We start from the raw sequence: 23658 nt of genomic DNA on the forward strand, positions 1-23658 counted from the left end.
AAATTATGCGCAAATTCAGCTTAGAGCTTTTCTGCAGGATTATTGGCATTGGCTCGGCTTCAGGCCTTTTCTTCCAGAACAATTCACTTTATCTTATTTCTGATAACAGCAATGTGTTGTACAACTATGATATTCCCTCAAAAAACCTCACTAAAACAGAACTCTCACAAGCAAGGCCATTAGAGAACATCCCAAAAGCTTATAAGCCCGATTTTGAAGCGATGACATTATATGGAAACGATCTATACCTGTTTGGGTCGGGCTCTACAGATAAAAGAAATACAGCGCAGAAAGTTAACACTGCAACAACAAGCACATCAAAGATTGACATGGCCGAATTGTATGATGCAATGCAGAGTTTCGGCCAGATTGATAAAGCCAACTTTAATATCGAAGCTGTTGTTAATGATGGTGCCGACTGGTATTTCTTTAACCGTGGCAATGGCCCCAAAGGCCAGAATGCCATCTTTACATTGAGTGGGGATATTTTCGGGCAGGAATTCCAGATGCTTCACAACGAATTTAAATTACCAAAAATAAACGGTGCATCCGCAAGCTTTACTGATGCCGTGAAGGTTAAAGGTAAGCTCTATTTCCTCGCAGCCGCAGAAAAGTCAAATTCTACCTATCATGACGGCGAGGTTGCAGGCACGCTAATAGGCTGTATTGATATTGACAGTATGGAAATTGACTGGACGCAGGTTATCTCATCCAAAAATAAATTTGAAGGTATTACCCTTTATGCCGAAGATGCAAAAAACCTGACCTTCCTGCTTTGCGAAGATACTGATAGCCAGGTGGAAGCGTCTGATATTTATAAGCTGACGATAGATAAATAGGCCTCTCCCCCAGCCCCTCTCCAAAAGAGAGGGGAACCTGACTTAGACGTTAATTCAAAATTTATCATTCAAAATTTAAAATAATTTTGAACTCGTCCCAACCTTTCCCTTCGTTTTGTGCTCTATATAAGCAAAGAGACTAATTGTGATAGACGAAAAACTACTTTTAGCGTGCAGGAAAGCCCAACGCGATGCGCAGCGGAAGGTGTATGAGCTTATGGCGCCAAAGCTGTACCACACCTGCAAACGCTACCTGAAGCATGAGGAAGATATTGACGAGGCCATGGCCGATGCTTTCTATACCATCTTCACTAAGCTGGAGCAGCTAATTGAAAGCAAGGCTTTTGAAGCCTGGGCACGAAAAATTACGGTGAACCAGTGCCTGCTCACCCTGAAGAAAAAGGTAAACTTCAATATTTATATTGAAGACCTGGGAGCCGGTGCAGAACCATCTCAAACACCGCCGGCTGCGCTTGATGAGGAAGACCTGCTGCACCTGCTTACGTACCTGCCTGAAGGATGCCGCACAGTATTCAACTTATTTGCCATTGAAGGTTATAGACACAAAGAGATAGCCGCCATGCTGAATATAAGCGAAGGAACCTCTAAATCACAATTAAATGTCTCGCGTACCAAGCTGAAAGAACTGGTTAACAATGTTTATTACCAAAACGAAAAGAGTCATGGAAAATCAAGATAAATTATACCAGCAGTTTAAAGATGCCGCCGACAAAGCCGAAAGCAAAGGCTTTGACTGTATGGAAGCGATATGGAACCGCGTTGAAGAAAAGCTGGACGAAAAGAAGCGCAGGGTGATCCCGATATGGCAGTATGTGAGTATTGTGGCAATATTGCTGATATGCCTTACCGTTGGCGGGTATATCATCACTAATAACACTAGCGTAACTGCGCCAAAAGCATTGCCTGAAAATGAGGTAAGCACGGTTATTGACACGCAAAAAGTGAATGATGTGCTTGACCCTGAGAAGGTGAAGGACGAAGAAGAAGTTGTGGTGAATGAGCCGGCAAGGACATTGTATAGTTCGAAATCAGCTGAAAGAAATGATTCAAAAACATCGCCCGATACTAAATTGCAAGAAGGTCACACAGAATTGGATGAAGTTGTAGTTGATGTACAAATGCCACCTGTGAAAGAACGATATGTTGGTTCTGCAATTGCACCTGAAAAAAGCAATGATTCTTTAAACGCTGGTACAGGTATGGCAATGCTGCACAACAAGAACATGAAAGCCATAGGCCAGGGCACTATTGAGCAGAGTCCACGTGCAACGTTTGTACAAAACATGGAAGGCCAATTCCCGGGAGTAAAAGTTGAAACCGGCAAACCATTCGGGACAACTATACGGATTGGAAGTAACGCAAAGGGCTTTCCTGAACCTATGTACGTGATTGACGGCATGATAGCTAATTACTCGATTTTTAAACAGCTCGACCCAAAGAAAATAGAATCGGTTTCTATACTAAAAGATGAAGGCGCGAGAGCGATTTACAGCGACAGAGGAAAGGATGGCGTAATAATAATAACTACTAAAGACCTTTCACGCAAAGAAAAACGCCAGCTGAAAAAACTCATAAAAGAGCATGCTGAGAAATCAGTAACATTATCTCCTGAATCAAATAACGAAAAACCTAAATAGCTATTCCTAAGCCATGAAATATATTATATTGATAATAATGCTGTTTAGTTTAAGCATCAATGCTCAGGAGCCTTGCACTAAAGGAAGAACTTTACCCGCAGTCCCTACCGTTGCCCAGAAGTTTGCAGCCGATGCTGCTAATAACAACGTTAGGCTGTATATCCTTGGCGGTTTTGTGCCGGCTGTGACGGAGGCCGACAGAAAATTTGAGGAGAAATACAAAGTGCGCTTTCACGACTTTGGCTGTACGCCCCCGCCGTTAGACTACTATAAAGAATACAATATACTGGCCTTCGCTTACCTCAACGAAACGTATGGTGATGCCTGGCAAAAAGAAATCAGGACAAATATTTTAGGCTGGGATTTATGGAAGGGTATTAGCCAAAAGTAAAAAGCCACAAGCCACAAGCCCTGTTCGCCACCAGAATAAAGCCAAAAGCCACTAGCTTGCTACACGCGAACTAGTGGCTTTTTTATATGTAAGAGTGCTTTTGCCTTGTGGCTATTTGCTAATCACTAAGCCTTCTTCTCTATTTCGCGAAGGTTCTCCATCTTCTTATGTTCAAGGAAGCCTTTAATGTCTTCAAAGTGTTCTTTCACGCGCTTATGCCCGAATTCAAACACCTTCTCTACGAGTCCGTCAAGGAAATCCCTGTCGTGTGATACCAGTATCAATGTACCGTCAAAAGCCTTTAGCGCATCTTTAATGATGTCTTTGGTTTTCATGTCAAGGTGGTTGGTAGGTTCATCCAGTATCAGCAGGTTTACAGGCTCCAGCAGCAGTTTTATCATGGCAAGGCGCGTACGCTCACCACCTGAAAGTACTTTTACTTTCTTTGTTGTGTCATCTCCGCTAAACATGAAAGCCCCTAATAGGTTCTTTATCTGAGTACGGATGTCACCCACCGCAATCTGGTCAATCGTTTCAAAAACGGTAAGGTTTTCATCAAGCATAGCTGCCTGGTTCTGTGCGAAATAACCAATTTGCACATTGTGGCCTATTTCCATCTTTCCTTCAAAATCAATCTCGCCCATAATGGCTTTCACCATTGTAGATTTACCCTCACCGTTACGGCCTACGAAAGCAACTTTTTGTCCGCGCTCGATAACCATCGACGCATCTTTGAACACAACGTGGTCGCCGTAACTCTTTGAAAGTTCATTTACCACGACAGGATATTGACCGGAGCGTGGCGCCGGAGGGAATTTCAGGCGAAGTGCCGATGTATCAACCTCATCAACCTCAACAAGCTCCAGCTTCTCTAACATTCGCACACGGGATTGCACTTGTTCGGTTTTTGAAAAAGTCCCCCTGAAACGCTCAATAAACGCCTGGTTTTCAGCAATGAATTTCTGTTGCTCGTCATAGGCCTTCTGCTGGTGCGCGCGGCGATCTTTACGCAGCTCGAGGTAGTGTGAATATTTGGCTTTGTAGTCATAGATGCGACCCATAGTAACCTCGATAGTACGGGTTGTAATGTTGTCTACAAAGGCCCTGTCGTGTGATATTACCATTACGGCTTTCGCGCTGTTGATAAGGAAGTCTTCAAGCCACTGGATACTGTCGATATCCATGTGGTTGGTAGGCTCATCCAGAAGTATCAGGTCTGGCTTCTGCAAAAGTATCTTTGCAAGCTCTATGCGCATACGCCACCCACCGCTAAACTCTGATGTTGGCCTTGTGAAGTCGGTACGCTCAAAGCCCATACCTGTAAGTACTTTTTCAACTTCAGCTTCATAGTTTACTTCCTCGATAGAATAGAACTTCTCGCTCAGCTCGCTTACCTTTTCAATGATCTTATAATAATCTTCGCTTTCATAATCGGTACGCACGGTAAGCTCTTCATTCAGCGCATCAATTTCGGCCTTCATTTTAAAGATTTTCTCAAACGCTTTTGATGTCTCTTCAAAAACAGTGGCGTTATCTTCAGTAAGCAAGTGCTGCGGAAGATAGGCAATCACAGTACCCTTTGGTGCAGAGATACCGCCTGAAGACGGCTTGTTAACTCCGGCAATAATCTTCAGCAGGGTTGATTTTCCCGCCCCATTTTTACCCATCAGGGCTATCTTGTCATTCTCATTGATTGAAAAAGAAACATCGCTGAAAAGCGTGGTACCGCCAAACTGTACCGAAAGCGCATCTATAGAAATCATCGTGATAATTTTGAAGGCGCAAAGATAGGATAATTAGGCAGGTACGCAATTGGCAGAAACACGTTAAACTTCTACATTTGCGAAAAAAAATTACATGAAAAGCTGGATGAAATTCGGGTTGATATGGGGTGTCGTGATGTTCATAATCCTCAACATCATTTTCCCGTTAGTAGATGGAGAAAAAATAATCGTGAAGAAGCTATTACTTTTTCTTCCTTTGTGGCTGGTGTTCGGACTGATTTTCGGATACATTTCCCAAAGCAGGAAAAAGAAGATGGATAAGATGTAACTAAAGCCCGGGGTTCACAATCTCATACCAAACCGCACGTTCGTCATTTTCTTTTTTAAATAATCAGAGTCAAAAGTATTGATGTATTTCAGGCCTGCTTTTTCCAATGCGCGGCGTGATGCTTTATTAGATTCATCAGCATAGGCACAAATTTTATCGGCTTTTAATATGTTGAAACCATAGTCTACAAATGCCCTCGCCGACTCAGTTGCATACCCTTTACCCCAAAACTCAGGGCGCAGCCTGTAGCCAATATCATAAAAAGTTTCGTGTCCGTTTACATTTCGCTCCAGCTTAAGGCCTACCCAGCCTATCCATTCGCCGGTTTCCTTTAAAATGGCTGCAAAACGCCCGATACCGTTGTCGATATATTGTTTACGGATCATCTCGATTATTCTGCGCGTCTCCTCAATGGTTTGTGTAGGATTGCCACCAAGATAGCGGTGTACTTCCGGATTGCTGTCCATTTCAAACATGGCTTCAGCATCACTTGGAAGCAATTCGCGGTACAAAAGTCGTTCAGATTCAAAGGGTTTGAGCATGGAACTTAGTTTAGCTATTCATTTTAAAATCCTCAATTACTTTACTTACTTTCAGATAGTCGCGGTCATTGATGAAAACCTCGACGGCCTGGCCAAGCGTGCCAAAACCGGCAATATTGCCTGCCTGCACGTTATTCTTAACCATTGTTTTTACATCGTTTGCCTCAATCTTGTCTTTTAAAGCCAAAGCCATGATTTCACTACCAGAGAATATTTTTATTAGTGCCATATTTTATTGGTTAAGTTCATTTTTGAGTTCGGTCAGAAGATGGTCATAGTCTATTGCCAACAGTTTTACCAAATCGTCAAATTCAAGTTTACCTGCGCGGCAATAACTAATTAATTGCGGACGTAAATGTAATCTGTCATACTGCCCGAATTGTCTTACATACGTTGTGACGATATTACCATCAGGATAATAAAATATAGCCGCATTATTTACCCCGTTTGACAACAAACCGTTACATGTTTTTTCATATCGTCGGTAATCCTGCCCCTGATAGTCGTACATGAACAGTTCCAATTTGGACATTTCTTCAATCACATATACTTTTTCATTTACTACAATTGAATCATTTTTGAACTGGATCTTGCCATCAATTACTCCCTTTAAAGGCTTATATCGAATAAGATTATTAAACCTCAAAATTAAAAATGGTATCCACAGGATACACATGCAAACTAGAAAGAACTTACTTATAATCGATAATTCCTCAGTAGGAGATAATTTAATAAATAACGATTCTACCACTCCGGGCAATAGAAAAATTACAAATAAACTGTTTATAACAAGATCAGGTGTAAAATATAATTTTTTAACCGGAGTATATATATCGAAACTATCAGTATGAAAATAATCAGGTCTCCTCATCGTCAAAATCTTCTTCCTCTCCCCCTTCATCAAACTCAAAGAACAACGGCTCAATCATAATCCTGTCAGCCAGTATCTCAACCCTGTCGGTTATCACATCGGTAAAGAACAGGCGCTGAGTTTTAGTGATGCTGTCGCTGATGCGGACAATTTTTGTCTCCATACGGTTTTTGAGGAGGGTTTCAGCCTCGTCAACAATGAACATCTTCAACCTGTTCACGTCAAAACCGGCCGTTGAGAACATCTCGTTAAGCCTGCCGGGAGTACCTATAAGCACATCTATGCCCAACGATATCTGGTTTTTGTCATAATCTATATCGCCCTGCTCATACACACCGTAAACCCGTAGTCCATTATGGTTATTATATTGCCTGAACATATCCACTACAGCCAGCACTTCAGCCTTATTTTCCACTATTATAAGTGCACGTGGAGACTCCTCAAATGGCTTCTCAAGGCGCTGAATAACGGTAATAACTAAAGTCGTCGTCTTGCCTTCGCCTTTCGGGGCGCAAATAACTGCATCGGCACCGCTTTTTATGGTGCTCCAGGTTTCAAGCTGAATTTCATTAGCTTCGGTAAGGCCTGCCTCTTCGATGGCTTTGGCAAGGTTGGGGTTTATTTTTTTTAAAAACACAGTATTCAATTATGAATTACGAATTATGAATTACGAAGCTCCCAAACAGAGCTCATAAGGTTTATTTACTTGCAAAAAGCCTCACGTCGTTTTCTGAAATCTCGCTGCCACCGAGGATTATAAGCCTCTCCACTACATTGCGAAGTTCCCTGATATTACCAGTCCAGTCATACTCCTGCAATAGTTTTACTGCATCTGCTGAGAATTTTTTGGTGGCTGAGCCTTGCTCCCCTGCAATCTTTTCGGCGAAATGGTTAATCAGTGTAGGGATGTCATCGCGCCTGTCATTCAGCGCCGGAACTTTTATAAGGATTACCGCCAGGCGGTGATACAAGTCCTCACGAAAGCGCCCTTCGGCTATTTCTTTTTAAGGTCTTTGTTAGTTGCGGCAATCACGCGCACATCAACACGGATATCCTTCTCTGCCCCTACCCTTGTTATCATGTTTTCCTGAAGCGCACGCAGCACTTTAGCCTGCGCCGGCATGCTCATATCGCCAATCTCATCAAGGAAGATGGTCCCCTTATCTGCAGTCTCAAACTTACCGGCACGGTCTTTCACGGCGCTTGTAAACGCCCCTTTCACATGCCCGAAGAGTTCGCTCTCTATAAGCTCTGAAGGTATTGCCGCACAGTTAACCTCAACAAACGGGGCATTGGCACGTTCGCTTTTCTCATGCAGCCAGTGTGCCACAAGCTCTTTACCGGTACCATTAGGGCCTGTAATAAGCACCCGCGCATCAGTAGGGGCTACTTTTTCTATAATGTCTTTGATAAGGTTAATAGGCTCACTGTCGCCTACCATTTCGTAGTTTTTGCTGACTTTCTTTTTCAGCATCTTATTCTCAACCACAAGCGTCTTACGGTCGAGGGCATTGCGAACGGTGTTCAATAGCCTGTTTAAATCCGGTGGTTTTGAAATATAATCGAAAGCCCCAAGACGCATGGTGTTAATTGCTGTTTCAAGGTCACCGTGGCCTGAAATCATCACCATTGGTATTTCGGGCTTTATTTTTTTCACGGCCTCAAGCACCTCTACGCCATCCATTTTAGGCATTTTGATGTCGCACAGCACTAAGTCATAATCGTCATTCTTTATCTTTTCCAGGCCTGCTGCGCCATCTTCGGCTTCCTCAACTTTATAAGTATCGTTCTCTTCGGAAAGTATCTTCCCGAGCACCCGGCGTATAGCAGCTTCGTCTTCTATTATCAATATCTTAGGCATTCTTTGATTGTTAGATTATTCGACTATTCGATTTTTCGATTAGTAATTTAATATCAAATAACTAGTGCACCAAAACCATTGTGCATCTTTTAACTTGTGTCTCACTTTTAACTGTGACTGTGACTGAAAGCTAGTAGCGAAGCCACCTGAAAATCTCTTTGTATGTTGGTTTTTTACCGTACATCAGGATTCCGATGCGATAGATTTTTGAAGCAAACCATACCACGCCAAGGAATGTCCCGAACAATATTGCTATTGATAATAGTAACTGCCACAGCGGCACGCCAAACGGTATACGCATAAGCATCACAATTGGCGATGTAAGCGGAATCATCGAGAAAACTGTCGCTACAGTGCCGTGCGGGTCATCTATCACCGTGAAGAAACCTACATATACTCCAAGCATCAGCGGCATTATTATCGGGAAAAGGAACTGCTGTGAGTCGGTCTCGCTGTCAACAGCCGCGCCAATTGAAGCATAGAATGAGCTGTAAAGAAAGTACCCACCAATAAAATAAATGATGAAGCCAATGAACATGGTAAACAAAGGCAGTTTCAGGAACTCATTTACATATAGCTGCACCCCGCTCATTGCCGCCTGTGAAACCTCCTGCTGTGGCGGAGTGCCCATCTGTACATTGAATACTGATGTCAAGACTGTAAAGAGCGTTAATCCCAAAACAGCCCAGATAATAAACTGTAGTATCCCCGCAAGTGATGTACCGATAATCTTGCCCATCATTAGCTGGAAAGGCTTTACCGATGATATGATAATTTCAATGATACGGCTGGTTTTTTCTTCTATCACGCTGCGCATCACCATGTTCCCATAAATAATGATGAACATCATGATAAAATAGCCACAGCCACCGCCGATGATTATCTTGATAAGGTTGGCTTCTTTAAACGTTTCTTCACCGGAGAACTTGCTTAGGTGGATGTCTGACTTTGTTTTTGCCTGTTCAATTTTGTCATAATCAAATCCAAGTTCTTTAAAATTGCTTTTGGTGAGCTTGTCGTCTATGACTTCTTCAACGCCGTTTACAATGTCAAGGTCAGGGCTATCGTTAGTGATGAACTGAACTTTTGTTGCAAGGTCTTTAGCACTGATATTTTCGGGCACGTACAGCATACCTTCATAACCTTCAGATGCATGTTTCTTGGCTACTTCATAAGGCATGGCCGATACATCTTCATATTTTATCTTTTCTGTTGATTTAAGGTCGCTCTTCAGCAGTCCGTTTTTATCATGTATCGCAACTTTTGAAACCTCATCGGCATTTACATTGGCAAGATACCCAATAAGCACTGCCATGGCTACCATTAATAGCGGACTAAGGAATGTCATTACTATGAACGATTTATTACGCACCTTGGCGTTGAATTCCCTTTTTATGATTAAAGACAGGCTCATTATTTCTTGCTTACAGTTTGGATGAATATATCGTTCACACTCGGTATCTTCTCAACGAAATAGGTCACGTCGCCTTGTGCCATTAGATATTGCAGCAGCTCGCGCGATGTTTTTCCTTCCGGTAAAGCTATTTCAAGTTTCACCTCATCATCAAGTGTCTTAAAATTAGCCTGCTGAGATGTGTATTGTGTAGTGGCCATGTGTGCAAAGAAACGTTCTATGCCATCGGGCACAATGCCAACCTCATATGTGCGGCTGCGGTACTGGCGCTTCACTTCGCCCAACGCACCTTCAATCAATTTGTTGGAACGATGAATCAAAGCAATATGGTCACACATATCCTCTACACTTTCCATTCGGTGGGTTGAAAAGATTACGGATGTGCCTTTGTCGCGCAATTCCATAATTTCATCTTTAATGATGTTGGCGTTAACAGGATCAAACCCGCTGAAAGGTTCGTCAAGTATTAGTAATTTAGGCTTGTGCAGTACAGTAACCACAAACTGGATCTTCTGTGCCATACCTTTAGACAATTCCTGTATCTTTTTGTTCCACCAGCCTTGTATCTCCAGCTTTTCAAACCAGTATTCCAGCTGTTCCTTCGCTTCCTTTTTGGTGAGGCCTTTCAGCTGGGCCAGGTAAAGCGCCTGCTCGCCCACCTTCATGGTCTTGTAAAGTCCGCGCTCTTCGGGCATATAGCCAATGTGGCTTATATGCTTTGGCTCAAGCTTTTCCCCGTCAAGGAAAACCTCGCCTGAGTCGGGCATTGTAATCTGGTTGATGATGCGTATAAGTGATGTCTTTCCGGCACCGTTTGGCCCAAGCAGGCCATATATACTGCCGCGCGGCACCTGTAAAGAAACGTTGTTGAGCGCGGTGTAATCGCCGTACTGCTTCACAACATTCTTTACCTCGAGTATTGGTGTTGTCATTTTGTTTTATTGTGATTGTAAAAATAAGATAATATGGCGTAATAACAGCCGTGATGTTACATTCTCTTGAGCAGAATCGCGCGGAATAGCTGACATAATAAAAAAACCCACCCTTAACTTGCGAAAAGGATGGGAAAAATTGCTATGAAAAAGAAAAATTCACTAGTATGCTAGTGAATTTCAAATGTATAATTTTTTTCTTAAACTATGAAAACATATCCTTAACTTTTTCAAAAAAGATTTATCACTTTTTTCAGGGTTTGGGATAAAGTTTTCGTCTGTAAGAGATTTCTCAAAAAACTGACGCTGTTCTTTAGTCAGTGTCTTTGGTGTCCAGACATTTACATGTACCAGCAAATCACCATTGCCATAGCCATTGAGGCTAGGTATGCCCTTGCCTTTCAGCCTTAATATTTTACCTGACTGGATGCCTTCTTCAAGCTTGATGCGGACTTTGCCGTTTACAGCCTCAATATCTTTAGAAACACCAAGTGCAGCTTCAGCGAAGCTTATGTACAGGTCAAGGTGAAGGTTCTCGCCTTCGCGTTTAAGGGTTGCGTGTTCGATTTCCTGAATCACTACAATAAGGTCACCCGGTATACTGTTGCTGCCCGGTGCATCATTGCCCTTGCCTGAAACTTTTAGCTGCATGCCATCGGCTACGCCGCCAGGTATCTTGATTGATACTGTTTCATCTTCCATCACCATACCCTGTGCGTCGGCATGGTTGGGTTTGCTCTCAATTATCTGGCCTGTACCGCCACAAACATGGCAGGTTGAGGCGCTCTGCATACGGCCCAGAATAGTATTGGTTACCTTCATCACCTGGCCCGTACCGTTACAGGTAGAGCATGTTTTGAATGAAACCCCTTTAGCCTGAACTTTGCGCTTTACCTTCACTTTCTTTTCAACGCCGTTGGCAATTTCATCAAGCGTCATTTTTACCTTAATGCGAAGGTTGCTGCCTTTCATGCGGCGCTGGCCTGCACCGCCGCCAAAACCGCCAAAGCCGCCGCTGAAACCGCCACCGCCAAACGCACTGCCGAAAATGTCACCAAACTGGCTGAAAATATCATCCATGTTCATGTGGTGGCCGCCGCCAAAACCGCCCGCACCGTCAAATGCTGCATGGCCATACTGGTCATAACGTGCTTTTTTGTCAGGGTCGCTAAGTACCTCATAGGCTTCTGCCGCAAGCTTAAAGTTTTCTTCAGCCGCTTTGTCGCCCGGGTTTTTGTCAGGGTGGTACTCAATAGCCTTTTTACGGTAAGCCTTTTTAATCTGCTCAGCCGTAGCGCTCTTATCTATACCCAGTATTTCGTAAAAATCTTTTTTCATTTTGCAATGGATTATACCAATATTAGTTACCGATAACCACTTTCGGGAAACGGATTATCTTATCGCCAAGCTTGTAGCCTTTTTCTACAACATCTACCACCTTGCCTTTCAGGTCATCACCGGCAGGAATCTGGGTAATGGCTTCGGCAAAATCAGCATCAAAAGCATCGCCCGCTTTTATATCAACAAGCTCAAGCCCTTTTGAAGCCAGCGTGTCACGAAGCTTGTTGTGAATAAGTTCAACACCCTTAAGCAACGCTTCATCTTCCGATTTTGCAATTTGCGCCAGTGCCCTGTCAAAATCATCCATTACAGGCAGCAGCGCCTGAAGCACTTCCTGGTTTGCTGTTTTAAAAAGCTCAAGCCTTTCTTTTGATGTACGTTTTTTGTAATTCTCAAACTCGGCAAACAAACGAAGGAATTTGTCTTTTTCTTTTGCCAGATCTTCCTCAAGCTTAGCCTCCCTGCTTAGTTCTTCAGCAGCAGGCATTTCCGGCGCAGCAGCATCGGCTGATTCAGTTTGTGTATCTTCAGTTGTGTTAATTACCTCATCCTGTGTCAGGTCTTTGTCTTTTGTTTCAGCATTTTCCTGGCTCATATTCTTAAATATTTTCTTGAACATTATTTGTTTCGCGTGTATTCGCAAACGTGGGTGCAAAAGTATTGCCAAAACATGGAAAATGCCACTTTGTCACCGTGTTTTTTATAACAGGTGAAAATTTTACAGACTATAAGTTTATGCAATTAAACTTTAAGCGCGCTTTTTACGGCTTTTTCAAGTGAAAGATAACGGAACTGGAAACCGCTGTCGAGTATTTTTCGTGCGCTAACATTCTGGCTTGACAGTAAAAGGATATGCATTTCGCCAAGTGCCAGCTGTAAAACAAATGAGGGAATATTCGGCATGAAATAAGGCTTATCCAGCACATCCGCAATAGTTTTCATTAAAGTATTTTGTGATACGGGGTATGGCGCCACGGCGTTATATACACCTTCCAGCTCTTCTGTAAGTATATAGTAATAAATATGTACCAGGTCGCGAATGTGAATCCATGACTGGTATTGCTCGCCATCTCCAAATGCGGCGCCAAGTCCGAATTTTACCGGCTTAGCCATTTCAGGAAGCGCACCGCCCTTGCCTGATAGCACAAGGCCTGTACGTACTTTAGCTACTGAAATACCAAGACGTTCAATTTGCGACACAGCCTCTTCCCATTTTTGGGTTACTTTTCCTAAAAATGATGTATCAACAGCTGTGTTATCTTCAGAATATACTTCTGTGCGGCTGTCAGGGTAGATGCCAATAGCCGATGCACTGATAAATTGTTTAACCTCGTGCTTTGTGTTTTTTAGCACATTATAAAGCATGTTGGTTGAAATAATGCGGCTTTCCAATATCTCCTGCTTGTATTTTTCAGTCCAGCGTTTAGAGATTGTAGCTCCGGCAAGGTGTATTACAGCGTCAACACCCTCAAGTGCAGATTCGTCTATTTCACCTTTGTCAGGATTCCAGAGATAGCCGTTGTATCGTTCTTCGTTTTGTATCTTATCTTCTGCAGTAGTGAGATAATTTATATGTATGCCTTTTTTCAGCAGGAGCGAAACCAATTCTGTCCCGATCAAACCTGTAGCCCCCGTGATAAGAACTTTCATAACTTTTTTTCCCAAATTTAGCGAGGCAAACGGCAAACAAAAGTTAATATTCAGGCGTTTAACAGCATTTTATGAACAATGCTACTGTTTTACCTTCAATGTCCATTCAAAACTGAACTGAGATACAATATCGCCCTGTTCATCTATTCCCTGGCTTTCCAGCCAGACTGTCTGCCCATCACCTGTAGCTACAGCCTTTTCAATTACGTCGCTAATCACATTTCCTTGCGTACATGTAAAGGTAATCCTGCCACGTGCCTTCTTGCTAAAAGAGCTTTTATTGGTAGCTACCAGCATTGAGATGTTTTTACGGCTCAACTTTATGTGATACATCACCAGTGCACCTGTAGTGAGCTCTGCCGCCATAGCCTGCACTGCAAAATACATTGAATTAAAAGGGTTTTGGTTAAACCAGCTGTGCTTTACAGCGGCAATACACTTTTCGGTTGTAATATTTTTAACCCTGACCCCGCTCCAAAAAGCAGACGGAAGTTTGAAGAACAAAAACACATTAAGTTTGGCAGAAGTAAATTGCATAATACACTGTATTTATACGAAGATACGTAAAATATAATAGTATGCACGCATATTTTATATTGTTAAAATTATGTTAAATATAGGTACTTTGTATTGCATAGTATCTGACAAAAGAAATATATTTGCATAGAATATTAATAGCTAATAGCATCTACTATGGAAACTACAGCAAACAAAAACACAGCAACACTAATACATCTAAGCGCCTTAAGCCAGTATTTTATTCCGCTAGGCAGTATAATCTTTCCTGTGCTGATATGGAGCATGCGCAAAAACGATTCAGCTTTTGTTGACCACAACGGCAAACAAGCCATCAACTTTCACCTGAGCCTGTTTGTATATACAGTGATATTCCTAATGCTCGCAGTTCCCTTTGCTGTGATAGGCATCATCAATAATATTAATTTTTCTGTGAGTCAGGGCTTTGAAGAAACCATTGAACATTTTGCCATTGGCAATATTGGCACCATCACATTTATAGGTGTTATTGCTACTGCATTATTTGCAGTGTTTAAAATAGCTGAGTTTATACTCATTATATATGCCGCTGTAAAAAACAGTAACGGCCAGGACTACACCTACCCTTTTGCAATCAAATTTTTAAAATAAGAGTTTCAATCATCAATCAAATCATCATCAATCATCAATCATCAATCATCAATCATCAATCATCAATCATCAATCATCAATCATCAATCATCAATCATCAATCATCAATCATCAATCATCAATCATCAATCAAAAAACGGACATTATGAACAGACAGACATCACACCCTCCCCCAAAGCGGGGCACAGCACAAGGGACTAAGGAACAAGTGTTTAATGCATTAAGAAAAAGAAGACCATGAATATCGAAAATACAAAAGCCCAAATGCGCAAAGGTATTTTGGAGTTCTGCATACTATCGGTGCTGAAAGAAAAAGACGCCTATACATCAGAAATCCTGGATACGCTTAAAAACGCAAAGATGCTTGTGGTAGAGGGCACAGTTTACCCACTGCTCACAAGGCTAAAGAACGACGGACTGCTAAACTACCGTTGGGAAGAATCAACATCGGGGCCGCCCCGCAAATATTACGGGCTCACCGAGCAAGGACAAGAATTTTTAAATGAATTAAATGTTACCTGGACAGAACTATCTGATGCGGTACATACCATAACCAGCCAAAACGCATAAGCCATGAACAAGACAGTAAGTATAAATTTAGGAGGCCTTTTCTTCCATATAGATGAAGATGCCTACCAGAAACTGAACCGCTACTTTGACGCGATCAGGAAATCGCTTTCGCCCGACGGCAAAGACGAGATAATGAACGACATTGAGGGCAGGATTGCAGAACTTCTTTCTGAAATGCTTAAAAATGACAAGCAGGTAGCCGGCATAAAAGAGGTTGACGAGGTGATTGCCGTAATGGGCGAGCCCGAAGACTACTGTATAGACGATGAGCCTGCACAGGAAAAAAGCTATAACTATACATACCCGACCCCTCCGGTTAAGAAATTTTACCTTGACGGAGACCGCGCCATAGTTGCAGGTGTGTGTGCCGGTATAGGCCACTACTTTAGGATAGATCCGCTGTGGGTGCGCATAATTTTCATTGCATCACTTATTTTTACAGGAGGAATGTCTGCAATTGTATATGTGCTTCTGTGGATATTAATACCAAAGGCCGTTACAACTACCGAAAAACTGGAAATGGTGGGTGAACCCATCAATATCTCAAACATTGAGAAAAAGGTAAAGGAAGATATTGACCAGCTTGCTTCAAGAATAAACAACTATGACTATGACAAGTTTGGCAATACGGTAGGCAAAGGCGCTGAGCGTGTTGGTAATGCCATAGGCGACGTATTTTCTGCTATCTTCAGGGTTATTGCTAAAGTAATAGGCGCCATACTGGTAGTAGTTACTGCCGTTTGGCTGGGTACCATGCTGGCGATGCTGATATTTGTATGTTTCTCTAATACTATGCCCGACCAGGCCTGGTATCCGTTCATGAACGTGCTGAATTATACCGATACCCCGCTGTGGATAATTGCAACGCTCGGTTTCTTCGCCATAGGCATACCTGTATTCTTCTTGTTCCTGCTTGGCCTTAAGATATTGGTGAGCAACCTTAAACCGATTGGGCAAGTTACACGATATACCTTCCTTGCCGTATGGATTCTCTCTTTAGCCGGACTGGTTTATTTTGGGCTTAAGCAGGCAACCGAAGTGAGCACCGAAAGCAGGACATCAAAACGTGAAGGCTTATACGTAGAACAAAATGATACCCTTTATGTAAAATTCCGCAATAATGATGATTATTCCGAATATGGTGACTTCAGTTTCACACAGGACTCAACCGGCCGCGGCATAATCTATTCACGCGACGTAAACTTTTATGTGGAGCGTACCAATGAAGACATGCCATACGTTAAAATTGAAAAATCGGCCTGGGGCAACTCATTAAAAGATGCGCGCAAAAGGGCCGAAAGCATAAAATATGGCTATGAAGCAATTGGTAATGAGTTGATACTTGACGATTATCTGCTGCTTGGGAATGAAAATAAATTCCGCGACCAAAAGGTAAATGTGTATCTTTACTTACCTGAAGGAACCAAGTTTAAGCCGGACAACAAAATGCAGTACCATGACATGACTGACAACTCATTCTTCGACCTGTGGTTTGATAATGACCAGTATATTTATGAGATGGGCAAGCAAAATGTAAAATGCCTCAATTGCCCCGAAGAGCGGAATGATGATGAAGATAATGAGCATGACAGCTATGAGCATATACATTCACAAGGCGGGAATATAAATTATGAAGATGAAAATGTAAACCTGAAGGTTGACATAAAGAACGACAGCATCAACATAAAAACGAGTTCTAAAACCAGGAGGAGATAAAATTTAAACCAATAAAAACAACCAATATGATACGTGTAATTTTACATCTTGCGAAAGCTGTTGCAGTGATTATCACAGCTATGATGTTCTTTTCCTGCGGACTTGACATGAAAAGGGTTGACGGCAGCGGGAATATTATAACCCAGCAGCGCAATGCCGGTTCAGAGTTCAATTCCATTTCAGCCTCAGGAGATATAGATGTGATAATTGTGCAGGGTGCACAGAGAGCCATAACTGTTGAAGCTGATGATAATATACAGCAGCATATTAAAACTGAAGTAAAAGGCGGCCAGCTTGTAATTGACGCTGATGCAAACTTTGACTCAGCATCTAAGAAAACAATTACTGTAGTTGTGCCTGCGGTTAAAGAAATTGAATCATCTGCCAGCGCCAGGGTAAAAAATAAGGGCACACTTAAAGCGGAAGGCCTGGTGATCCATTCTTCCAGCGGAAGTAATATTGAGCTATCAATTGATGCTGAAGAAGCTACTTATGAGGCCAGCAGCGGAAGCAGCATAAAAATAACCGGGAAGGCCGGGAAGGCCGAAGCCAAAACTTCAAGCGGCGCTACCGTTGACGCAGGAAGGGCGATATCACCAAAAGTAAAAGCTGAAGCATCAAGCGGCGGAACTACTATTGTAAATGCCGTTGATAACCTTGATGCTAACGCTTCAAGCGGTGGCAGCATACTATATGTAAATACGCCGGCAAACCTTAGTAAAGATGTTTCATCAGGCGGAAGCGTGTCGCAACAATAAACTTAAAGCCCGCAGCAACAGCGGGCTTTTTTAATCTTTAATTTTTATGAAAAAGATAATAGCGTTGCTGCTCATTTTAGCGGCAGGGGAATCTTATGCCCAGGAACCGGTAACAAGCCAGTTGTATAAGGATGTTGTAGCGCTTGATAAAGCCATATTTGATGCTTATAATAAATGCGACACAGAATCGGTTAAGATATATTTTTCTGAAGATGTGGAGTTTTACCATGACAAAGGCGGTGTAACTTTAGGTGCGAAAGCCCTTGCCGAAGCAACAAAAAATAACCTATGCAGCAGGCCGGGCTGGAAAATAAGGCGGGAATTATTACCATCATCTGTAAAAGTGTACCTGATGGATAACTATGGCGCGATAATGACAGGTGAGCATCTTTTCTACATCACAGAAAATGGTAAAGAAACACTCAATGGCCACGCTTTGTTTACACATCTTTGCCGCTTTAAAGACGGTAAATGGCAGGTGACGCGGGTGCTGAGCTACAGCCACGGCCCGGCGAAATAGCGCACTAAAAAATTATGCTGTACGTTTGTGTTTTATATATTTGCGCTAACCAATGTTTTACAAGCACAAAATGAAGAATTTTTATATTGCCTGCCTTTGCCTGTTTGTGGCTGCGGGCGCGTTTGCACAAAAAAAGGAAAAAATAAAAGGCTCTAAAGTTGTTACCGTAACTCAAAAAGAATCACAGCCGTTTGATGCCCTTGAAGTAGAAGACAACATTGAAGTCTTTTTGGTAAAAGGCGCTACACAGGCTATAGAGATTGAGGCCGATGACAACCTTCACGAGAGCATTACAACTGAAATGTATGGCACCACGCTGCGCCTGGCGACATCTAAACAGGTTACCGGTTACAAAAAACTAAGCGTACGTATAACATACACTGACAACTTAAAAACCATAACAGGTAAGCATGAAAGCGTAATCAATGCCCTGGCAGATCTTGACATGCCGGCGGTAACTGTAAAAAATGTTGACTACTCGAAGTCTTTCCTTAATGTGAAGGCACCAAATTTTACACTCTCGCTAAATGATAAGGCCAAGGCCGAAATCAACGTAAAGAGCGATACCACAAGCATTGACATCAGCAAAAATGCAGAGCTTAAGGCGCTAATAGCCTCAACCGAAGTGAAAATAGATCTTTACCAGAAAACTACAGCCGCTGTTGAGGGTGATGCAGCCAATGCTAAAATACGTGTTGACAATAACGCGACATTTACCGGCAAGCGCTTTACGGTAAAAAATATGGAACTGGTTGCCGAAAGTTATTCAACGGCAAGCGTTATGGCTACTGAAAATATAGCAATATCTGCCACTGGTAAAGCTGAAGTACAGCTTCTCGGAAAGCCGAAAGTTACTATCCCTAATTTTGCTGACAGTGCGGTGATTTATAAGAAAGAACAATAGTTTAGAGTCGCAGTCACAGTAGTCAGTTGGTATAACCAAAAAAGCAGTATTAAATCTAATATGAATACTGCTTTTTTGGTTATGTCATTGTATCAATCACAATAAACTGCGACTGAAAACCGGGACTGCGACTGAAAACTACTATTACTGCCACTGTATACTGTGACTGCTACTGTAAACTTCTTAGTGGTTCTCTAAAGTTGCCAGGTAGCGCTCGGCATCAAGGGCGGCCATACAGCCGGAGCCTGCTGCGGTAATAGCCTGGCGGTACTCTTTATCCTGAACATCACCGGAAGCAAACACACCCGGTAGGTTGGTTTTAGTTGTCTTGCCTTGTGTTATTAGGTAACCAGTCTCGTCCATATCAAGCTGGCCTTTAAAGATATCTGTATTAGGCTTATGGCCTATTGCTATAAATAAGCCTGTAATGGCAATCTCACTCTTCTCACCTGTCTGGTTATTTACCATACGCAGGCCTTCAACCACCTGCCCGCCAAGCACCTCATCAACTTCAGTATTATAAAGTACTTTCAGGTTAGGGGTATTTTCAACCCTGTGCTGCATAGCTTTTGAGGCACGCATAAAATCTTTACGTACCAGCATTGTCACACTTTTACAGATGTTGGCCAGATAAGTAGCTTCTTCGGCAGCGGTATCACCGGCTCCGACTATCGCTACGTCCTGCCCGCGGTAAAAGAAACCGTCACACACAGCACAGGCAGATACTCCCCCACCGCGCAGCCTTTGCTCGCTTGGCAGGCCAAGGTATTTTGCCGTAGCTCCGGTAGAAATAATAACTGTTTGTGCGTGAACTTCCTTATTGCCATCAATAATCACTTTGTGCCAGCCGCCTGCTTCAGTAGCAAATTCTACTGCCGTAGCCATGCCTATGCGCACCTGCGTACCAAAACGCTCAGCTTGTTGCTGTAACTGTATCATCATGGTAGGCCCGTCAATACCCTGCGGATATCCGGGGAAGTTGTCAACCTCTGTAGTAGTGGTAAGCTGTCCGCCCGGTTCCATACCCGTGTAAACAACAGGTTTCATATCGGCGCGTGCGGCATATATTGCGGCTGTATAGCCGGCAGGGCCTGACCCAATGATCAGGCATTTTATTTTTTCGATTGTATCAGACATAGTATTTTAAAACTTGTTTTGTAAAGCGATACAAAGGTAAGTTTTATTGAAAGATTTTCAGAAGGTTGTTGATTAGTTTTACTTATATGGTGATAAGTAACTTTGCATGGGTATAATTCACTGAAATAATTTGCTGCATATTTTCAAAAGTCAAAATAAGTTGTATATTTGCACCCTCTTTACAGAGAATCGGGGTGTAGCGTAGCCCGGTCATCGCGCCTGGTTTGGGACCAGGAGGTCGCAGGTTCGAATCCTGCCACCCCGACAAAAATCCTTCCTGTTTCAGGAAGGATTTTTTTATAAATCTTTGCTAAATAATTTTTTTAGATATATTTACTGCCATTCAAACTGTTATGGCAAGAATCATTACCTTTTTATTACTTAGCTTAATCTCTGTGTATGCTCAGCCTACAAAACGCATACAAGTAGATACTGCAGATATTGCATACCGTACCAGCTTAAAAAACCTGTATAGAGAGCGCACAGCAGCAACACTTTCATCTTTCAAAAACATGCCTGATAAAAAACTAGGCAAAGCAATGGCAGGCCAGTATGAGAAGGTTAATTCTGAATTTATTGCGAAAATTGATGAGGGTACATTTGTAAAGGCCGCATATTATGAAGAAAAAATAAACAGCCTTTTTAGTAAGATTGTTGAAACAAACCCGCAGTTTACAGCCCTGGCATCAACCAAAATCCTGCTTTCATTTGATGAAGCTCCAAATGCATATGCCATTGGTGATGGCTTTGTAATTATACACCTCCCCCTTTTTTCACACCTTACCAAAGAACACGAGATAGCCTTTGTATTGTGCCATGAACTAGCGCACAACCTGCTTAACCATCCGCAAAATGGCCTTAAAGAATATTCGCAAATGATGGGCAGTAGTGAAATTGCTAAGCAAACACGTGAAATTGAAAAAAGAAAATACAATAAAGGAGAAGGCGCATCGGGGTTGTACAAACAAATTATATATGGTAACAGAAAGAAGAGGCGCGAAGTAGAATTTCAGGCCGATTCGCTGGGGTTTGTATTGTACCGAAACGCCTTTGCCGGGAAAGAAGCTATTGCCGTTAAAAGTTTCGGCACGCTTGAGCATATTGATAAGGAAAAAGATTCACTGCAGCCTAAAGATTTTGAAAGGCTGTTTTCATCAGCAAGTCAACCTTTTAAACCTGAATGGCTTGCTAATGACGAAATAAATGGATATAAATATGACAAAAACCCAAAGTTCTGGCAGGTAGATTCGCTTAAAACACACCCAGACTGCAACCACAGGTCACAACGCCTTGCAGCCCTCTTCGGCATTAAGACTGACGGAAGCCAATTGACCGACAATGCTTACAAAGAGGTAGCGCTGCAGGCAAAATATGACCAATTACTGGGGCTGTATGTGCTTAAAGAATATGGTAAATCACTATATGAGACTTTACTGCTGCTAAAAGATAATGAGGGCGATGTATACCTGAAGCAAATGGTGCAAAAAAATTTACTGCGCATACAGGAAGCGCAGAAAAATTACACAATGAACAAGTATGTTGATACTGTAAATCCGCGTTACTCTAACAGCTACAACACATTTCTCTCATTTTTAAGGCAGCTGCGCAAAAGTGAGATGACACAAATCATAAACCAATATTCAAACTAATAAAAATGAAACAATTTATTATTGCAATTTTACTTACCTGCATGAGCGCGGGTGCACAGGTACAAAAACTCAGCCAGTTATCTTCAGGTAAATTCATTGACTCGGCAGTGATAATGGAAGAAGAGGGCGATGATGTTTTTGGCTATTGCCTTTTGTATGAAAAAGACCGCCAGAGCCGCGAAGTGTTCCAGCTTGAATATGTGGTGCTAGACAAAAACCTAAATAAGCTTACATCTATAAGCCTGGTGCAGGCTGCTTTTAAAACCTGGATGGCCAGGACATATACCGAGCTGAGTTTTGTAAAGAAAATTGGCAATCGCCTTATTATTTCGGTAAATGACCAACTGCAGAACGTAAATGCGTATGATCTGATTTCAGATTTCAACTATAGATATATTAACCTTAACCTTGACGATTTTACCTTCTCAAAAGAATACAAATTTGAAAGCTTTACCAAAAAAGAATTTGAATATAAGGCAGGCTACAAAATGAATTTTGAAGATTTCTGGGACCTGCAAAAGCTTACCAAAACAAACAGCCAGTACCTGCTAGCATTTGCAACGCCGGAATATAACCCAAAAGCGGCTGCAATAAGCAACCCGTTGAATTTTGACTTTAGGAGGCAGAAGTCGGTAAAGCGTTTTGCGATACTGAACCGTGACCTGAAAGAAGTTTGGGCAAAAGATATAAATACTGACGGAAAAACAGCGTGCAAATATGAATATCTAGACTCTGACCCCAATATATTGTTGCTGAAAAAAGTTACGATGATTAAAAAAGAGGGGCTTGAAACAAAAAGTGTTGTTGCTTATGACATTAAAACAGGCGAACTGCTTGGCGAAGCAAAATTTAATGACAAGATATATGATATAAACCTGAGCAGGGCTACAGTAACAAAAGATAAAATATATTTTTTTATGAATGCCTATGACCAAAAGGAAAAGAGTAAAGGTTATATGCAGCTAACATACAGCAGGCAGCCTTTTACTGAGGTTAACCGCGTACAGATGCTTTGGAAAAACCTTACACCTGCAATACCAGGAACCACAGAATTTGGAAAGCTGGATGACGGCACTACACTTCTGGCGCAGGATTTTATTGTTACTCCAAAGGGCAATGTACTTTTGGTGCTTGAGGCTTATTCCATAAAAACGCCGGTTACCTTTGGGAACAATCCTAAAGTTTTTGCCGAGCTTAAAAATATGTACCTTGTTGAGTTTGACCAGCAGGGCAATATTGCCTATAATAAAACTATTGAAAAAGATAATACAGTACAGGTGCCCAATGGACTGTCAATAATAGGTATGAGGAATTACGGCTATTTTGATTATAAATATGACCAAAAGCTAAATAAAAATGGCGACTTTGCATTGTATTACCGTATAAATGACCGCGAGGGCAGCCGCAGGGCTGTAACTAAGAAGCCGCTTTGGACACTGGGTATAATTTCAAATGTTGACGGGCAGTATGGCGAAGAAAAGTTGCCATTATATGGAGAAAATTTAAAGATATACCCAAGCCTGGCAAAAAATGGCTATGTAAGATTGCTCGAGGTTAATGAGAAAACTGACGAGGCAGAAATGAGGCTTGAAAAAATAAATTACTAATCACCCAACGATATTTATGAAAGGGCCGGGCACTTGCCCGGCCTTTTTTATTTTATTTGTACTATACTTTTTACGTTAACAAAATCCTTATTTTTCAGGG

The 23658-nt window shown here is 42.1% G+C and carries 24 protein-coding genes, 1 tRNA gene and 2 pseudogenes; 14 read left to right on the forward strand and 13 right to left on the reverse strand.

What is annotated here, in order from left to right; all coding sequences use genetic code 11:
- The first annotated feature begins 5 nt into the window (after positions 1-5).
- The 4 genes from LRS05_RS12690 (at position 6) to LRS05_RS12705 (ending at position 2888) form a co-directional block, all read left to right on the forward strand.
- Positions 6-839 carry a hypothetical protein gene (locus tag LRS05_RS12690; RefSeq protein ID WP_257868663.1) on the forward strand — a complete coding sequence of 278 codons (834 nt, stop codon included), beginning with the start codon at positions 6-8 and terminating at the stop codon, positions 837-839.
- 148 nt (positions 840-987) lie between these two features.
- Positions 988-1539, forward strand: coding sequence for an RNA polymerase sigma factor (locus tag LRS05_RS12695; protein WP_257869273.1), 552 nt, complete (start codon positions 988-990; stop codon positions 1537-1539).
- Positions 1523-2497 carry a TonB-dependent receptor plug domain-containing protein gene (locus tag LRS05_RS12700; protein ID WP_257868664.1) on the forward strand — a complete coding sequence of 325 codons (975 nt, stop codon included), beginning with the start codon at positions 1523-1525 and terminating at the stop codon, positions 2495-2497. The genes LRS05_RS12695 and LRS05_RS12700 overlap by 17 nt, the downstream gene beginning before the upstream one ends.
- A 37-nt stretch (positions 2498-2534) precedes the next feature.
- Entirely contained in the window at positions 2535-2888 is a 354-nt protein-coding gene (locus LRS05_RS12705; RefSeq protein WP_257868665.1) for a hypothetical protein, read from the forward strand.
- 125 nt (positions 2889-3013) lie between these two features.
- On the opposite strand, the gene LRS05_RS12710 is transcribed toward LRS05_RS12705, so the two are convergent.
- Positions 3014-4651, reverse strand: a complete 1638-nt coding sequence (locus LRS05_RS12710; protein WP_257868666.1) for an ABC-F family ATP-binding cassette domain-containing protein — start codon at positions 4649-4651, stop codon at positions 3014-3016.
- Between the two features lie 94 nt (positions 4652-4745).
- Between LRS05_RS12710 and LRS05_RS12715 the strand changes: the two genes are divergently transcribed.
- Positions 4746-4940 (forward strand): hypothetical protein, encoded by a 195-nt coding sequence (locus LRS05_RS12715; RefSeq protein ID WP_257868667.1) that lies wholly within the window; start codon positions 4746-4748, stop codon positions 4938-4940.
- A 14-nt stretch (positions 4941-4954) separates the two neighbouring features.
- Here the strand turns inward: LRS05_RS12715 and LRS05_RS12720 are convergent, their stop codons facing one another.
- The 11 genes and pseudogenes from LRS05_RS12720 to LRS05_RS12770 form a co-directional block, all read right to left on the reverse strand.
- Entirely contained in the window at positions 4955-5482 is a 528-nt protein-coding gene (locus LRS05_RS12720; RefSeq protein WP_257868668.1) for a GNAT family N-acetyltransferase, read from the reverse strand.
- A 10-nt stretch (positions 5483-5492) separates the two neighbouring features.
- Positions 5493-5711 carry a putative signal transducing protein gene (locus tag LRS05_RS12725; RefSeq protein WP_257868669.1) on the reverse strand — a complete coding sequence of 73 codons (219 nt, stop codon included), beginning with the start codon at positions 5709-5711 and terminating at the stop codon, positions 5493-5495.
- A 3-nt stretch (positions 5712-5714) separates the two neighbouring features.
- Positions 5715-5993, reverse strand: coding sequence for a hypothetical protein (locus LRS05_RS12730; RefSeq protein WP_257868670.1), 279 nt, complete (start codon positions 5991-5993; stop codon positions 5715-5717).
- Between the two features lie 346 nt (positions 5994-6339).
- Complete coding sequence (locus LRS05_RS12735) at positions 6340-6990, reverse strand: DEAD/DEAH box helicase (protein WP_257868671.1); 651 nt, start codon at positions 6988-6990, stop codon at positions 6340-6342.
- 61 nt (positions 6991-7051) lie between these two features.
- Positions 7052-8214 (reverse strand): annotated as a pseudogene (locus LRS05_RS12740) (sigma-54-dependent transcriptional regulator).
- A 130-nt stretch (positions 8215-8344) separates the two neighbouring features.
- Positions 8345-9631, reverse strand: coding sequence for an ABC transporter permease (locus LRS05_RS12745; protein WP_257869274.1), 1287 nt, complete (start codon positions 9629-9631; stop codon positions 8345-8347).
- Complete coding sequence (locus LRS05_RS12750; protein WP_257868672.1) at positions 9628-10560, reverse strand: ABC transporter ATP-binding protein; 933 nt, start codon at positions 10558-10560, stop codon at positions 9628-9630. Before LRS05_RS12750 ends, LRS05_RS12745 begins: the two co-directional genes overlap by 4 nt.
- 205 nt (positions 10561-10765) lie before the next feature.
- Positions 10766-11898 (reverse strand): annotated as a pseudogene (dnaJ, locus tag LRS05_RS12755) (molecular chaperone DnaJ).
- A gap of 22 nt (positions 11899-11920) precedes the next feature.
- On the reverse strand, positions 11921-12388 hold the full coding sequence (locus LRS05_RS12760) for a nucleotide exchange factor GrpE (protein WP_374707792.1): 468 nt from the start codon (positions 12386-12388) through the stop codon (positions 11921-11923).
- 254 nt (positions 12389-12642) lie between these two features.
- The gene (locus LRS05_RS12765; RefSeq protein WP_257868675.1) at positions 12643-13551 is read right to left on the reverse strand and encodes a TIGR01777 family oxidoreductase; all 909 of its coding nucleotides are present in this window, start codon (positions 13549-13551) and stop codon (positions 12643-12645) included.
- Between the two features lie 81 nt (positions 13552-13632).
- A complete protein-coding gene (locus tag LRS05_RS12770) occupies positions 13633-14088 on the reverse strand; it encodes a DUF4442 domain-containing protein (protein WP_257868676.1) in 456 nt (151 codons plus the stop codon).
- Positions 14089-14244: 156 nt separating this feature from the next.
- On the opposite strand from LRS05_RS12770, the gene LRS05_RS12775 reads away from it, so the two are divergent.
- From LRS05_RS12775 to LRS05_RS12800, 6 genes are all read left to right on the forward strand, one after another.
- Complete coding sequence (locus LRS05_RS12775; RefSeq protein ID WP_257868677.1) at positions 14245-14697, forward strand: DUF4870 domain-containing protein; 453 nt, start codon at positions 14245-14247, stop codon at positions 14695-14697.
- 237 nt (positions 14698-14934) lie between these two features.
- Positions 14935-15267 (forward strand): PadR family transcriptional regulator, encoded by a 333-nt coding sequence (locus LRS05_RS12780; RefSeq protein WP_257868678.1) that lies wholly within the window; start codon positions 14935-14937, stop codon positions 15265-15267.
- 3 nt (positions 15268-15270) lie between these two features.
- Complete coding sequence (locus LRS05_RS12785; protein WP_257868679.1) at positions 15271-16983, forward strand: PspC domain-containing protein; 1713 nt, start codon at positions 15271-15273, stop codon at positions 16981-16983.
- Positions 16984-17009: 26 nt separating this feature from the next.
- Positions 17010-17741, forward strand: a complete 732-nt coding sequence (locus LRS05_RS12790) for a head GIN domain-containing protein (protein ID WP_257868680.1) — start codon at positions 17010-17012, stop codon at positions 17739-17741.
- A gap of 46 nt (positions 17742-17787) precedes the next feature.
- Positions 17788-18261, forward strand: a complete 474-nt coding sequence (locus tag LRS05_RS12795) for a nuclear transport factor 2 family protein (RefSeq protein WP_257868681.1) — start codon at positions 17788-17790, stop codon at positions 18259-18261.
- Between the two features lie 70 nt (positions 18262-18331).
- Complete coding sequence (locus tag LRS05_RS12800; protein WP_257868682.1) at positions 18332-19165, forward strand: DUF2807 domain-containing protein; 834 nt, start codon at positions 18332-18334, stop codon at positions 19163-19165.
- 183 nt (positions 19166-19348) lie between these two features.
- Here LRS05_RS12800 and trxB read toward each other — a convergent pair whose 3' ends face one another.
- Positions 19349-20302 carry a thioredoxin-disulfide reductase gene (trxB, locus tag LRS05_RS12805; protein ID WP_257868683.1) on the reverse strand — a complete coding sequence of 318 codons (954 nt, stop codon included), beginning with the start codon at positions 20300-20302 and terminating at the stop codon, positions 19349-19351.
- Positions 20303-20492: 190 nt separating this feature from the next.
- Here trxB and LRS05_RS12810 point away from each other — a divergent pair.
- The 3 genes from LRS05_RS12810 to LRS05_RS12820 all read left to right on the forward strand — a co-directional run bounded on the left by LRS05_RS12810 (position 20493) and on the right by LRS05_RS12820 (position 23558).
- Positions 20493-20567: transfer RNA gene (locus tag LRS05_RS12810), tRNA-Pro, on the forward strand.
- 88 nt (positions 20568-20655) lie between these two features.
- Positions 20656-21951 carry a M48 family metalloprotease gene (locus tag LRS05_RS12815; RefSeq protein ID WP_257868684.1) on the forward strand — a complete coding sequence of 432 codons (1296 nt, stop codon included), beginning with the start codon at positions 20656-20658 and terminating at the stop codon, positions 21949-21951.
- Between the two features lie 5 nt (positions 21952-21956).
- Positions 21957-23558, forward strand: a complete 1602-nt coding sequence (locus LRS05_RS12820; RefSeq protein ID WP_257868685.1) for a DUF6770 family protein — start codon at positions 21957-21959, stop codon at positions 23556-23558.
- Positions 23559-23658: the final 100 nt, after the last annotated feature.

The sequence above is a fragment of the Flavobacterium sp. J372 genome, assembly GCF_024699965.1.
Taxonomy (GTDB): Bacteria; Bacteroidota; Bacteroidia; order Flavobacteriales; family Flavobacteriaceae; genus Flavobacterium.

Bases quoted from the DNA above. Each gene is read 5' to 3' on its own strand.
- LRS05_RS12690 (WP_257868663.1), top strand. From the start codon at position 6: ATGCGCAAATTCAGCTTAGAGCTTTTCTGCAGGATTATTGGCATTGGC.
- LRS05_RS12700 (WP_257868664.1), top strand. From the start codon at position 1,523: ATGGAAAATCAAGATAAATTATACCAGCAGTTTAAAGATGCCGCCGAC.
- LRS05_RS12705 (WP_257868665.1), top strand. From the start codon at position 2,535: ATGCTGTTTAGTTTAAGCATCAATGCTCAGGAGCCTTGCACTAAAGGA.
- LRS05_RS12710 (WP_257868666.1), bottom strand. From the start codon at position 4,651: ATGATTTCTATAGATGCGCTTTCGGTACAGTTTGGCGGTACCACGCTT.
- LRS05_RS12715 (WP_257868667.1), top strand. From the start codon at position 4,746: ATGAAAAGCTGGATGAAATTCGGGTTGATATGGGGTGTCGTGATGTTC.
- LRS05_RS12720 (WP_257868668.1), bottom strand. From the start codon at position 5,482: ATGCTCAAACCCTTTGAATCTGAACGACTTTTGTACCGCGAATTGCTT.
- LRS05_RS12725 (WP_257868669.1), bottom strand. From the start codon at position 5,711: ATGGCACTAATAAAAATATTCTCTGGTAGTGAAATCATGGCTTTGGCT.
- LRS05_RS12730 (WP_257868670.1), bottom strand. From the start codon at position 5,993: ATGTACGACTATCAGGGGCAGGATTACCGACGATATGAAAAAACATGT.
- LRS05_RS12750 (WP_257868672.1), bottom strand. From the start codon at position 10,560: ATGACAACACCAATACTCGAGGTAAAGAATGTTGTGAAGCAGTACGGC.
- LRS05_RS12760 (WP_374707792.1), bottom strand. From the start codon at position 12,388: ATGCCTGCTGCTGAAGAACTAAGCAGGGAGGCTAAGCTTGAGGAAGAT.
- LRS05_RS12765 (WP_257868675.1), bottom strand. From the start codon at position 13,551: ATGAAAGTTCTTATCACGGGGGCTACAGGTTTGATCGGGACAGAATTG.
- LRS05_RS12770 (WP_257868676.1), bottom strand. From the start codon at position 14,088: ATGCAATTTACTTCTGCCAAACTTAATGTGTTTTTGTTCTTCAAACTT.
- LRS05_RS12775 (WP_257868677.1), top strand. From the start codon at position 14,245: ATGGAAACTACAGCAAACAAAAACACAGCAACACTAATACATCTAAGC.
- LRS05_RS12780 (WP_257868678.1), top strand. From the start codon at position 14,935: ATGAATATCGAAAATACAAAAGCCCAAATGCGCAAAGGTATTTTGGAG.
- LRS05_RS12785 (WP_257868679.1), top strand. From the start codon at position 15,271: ATGAACAAGACAGTAAGTATAAATTTAGGAGGCCTTTTCTTCCATATA.
- LRS05_RS12790 (WP_257868680.1), top strand. From the start codon at position 17,010: ATGATACGTGTAATTTTACATCTTGCGAAAGCTGTTGCAGTGATTATC.
- LRS05_RS12795 (WP_257868681.1), top strand. From the start codon at position 17,788: ATGAAAAAGATAATAGCGTTGCTGCTCATTTTAGCGGCAGGGGAATCT.
- LRS05_RS12800 (WP_257868682.1), top strand. From the start codon at position 18,332: ATGAAGAATTTTTATATTGCCTGCCTTTGCCTGTTTGTGGCTGCGGGC.
- trxB (WP_257868683.1), bottom strand. From the start codon at position 20,302: ATGTCTGATACAATCGAAAAAATAAAATGCCTGATCATTGGGTCAGGC.
- LRS05_RS12815 (WP_257868684.1), top strand. From the start codon at position 20,656: ATGGCAAGAATCATTACCTTTTTATTACTTAGCTTAATCTCTGTGTAT.
- LRS05_RS12820 (WP_257868685.1), top strand. From the start codon at position 21,957: ATGAAACAATTTATTATTGCAATTTTACTTACCTGCATGAGCGCGGGT.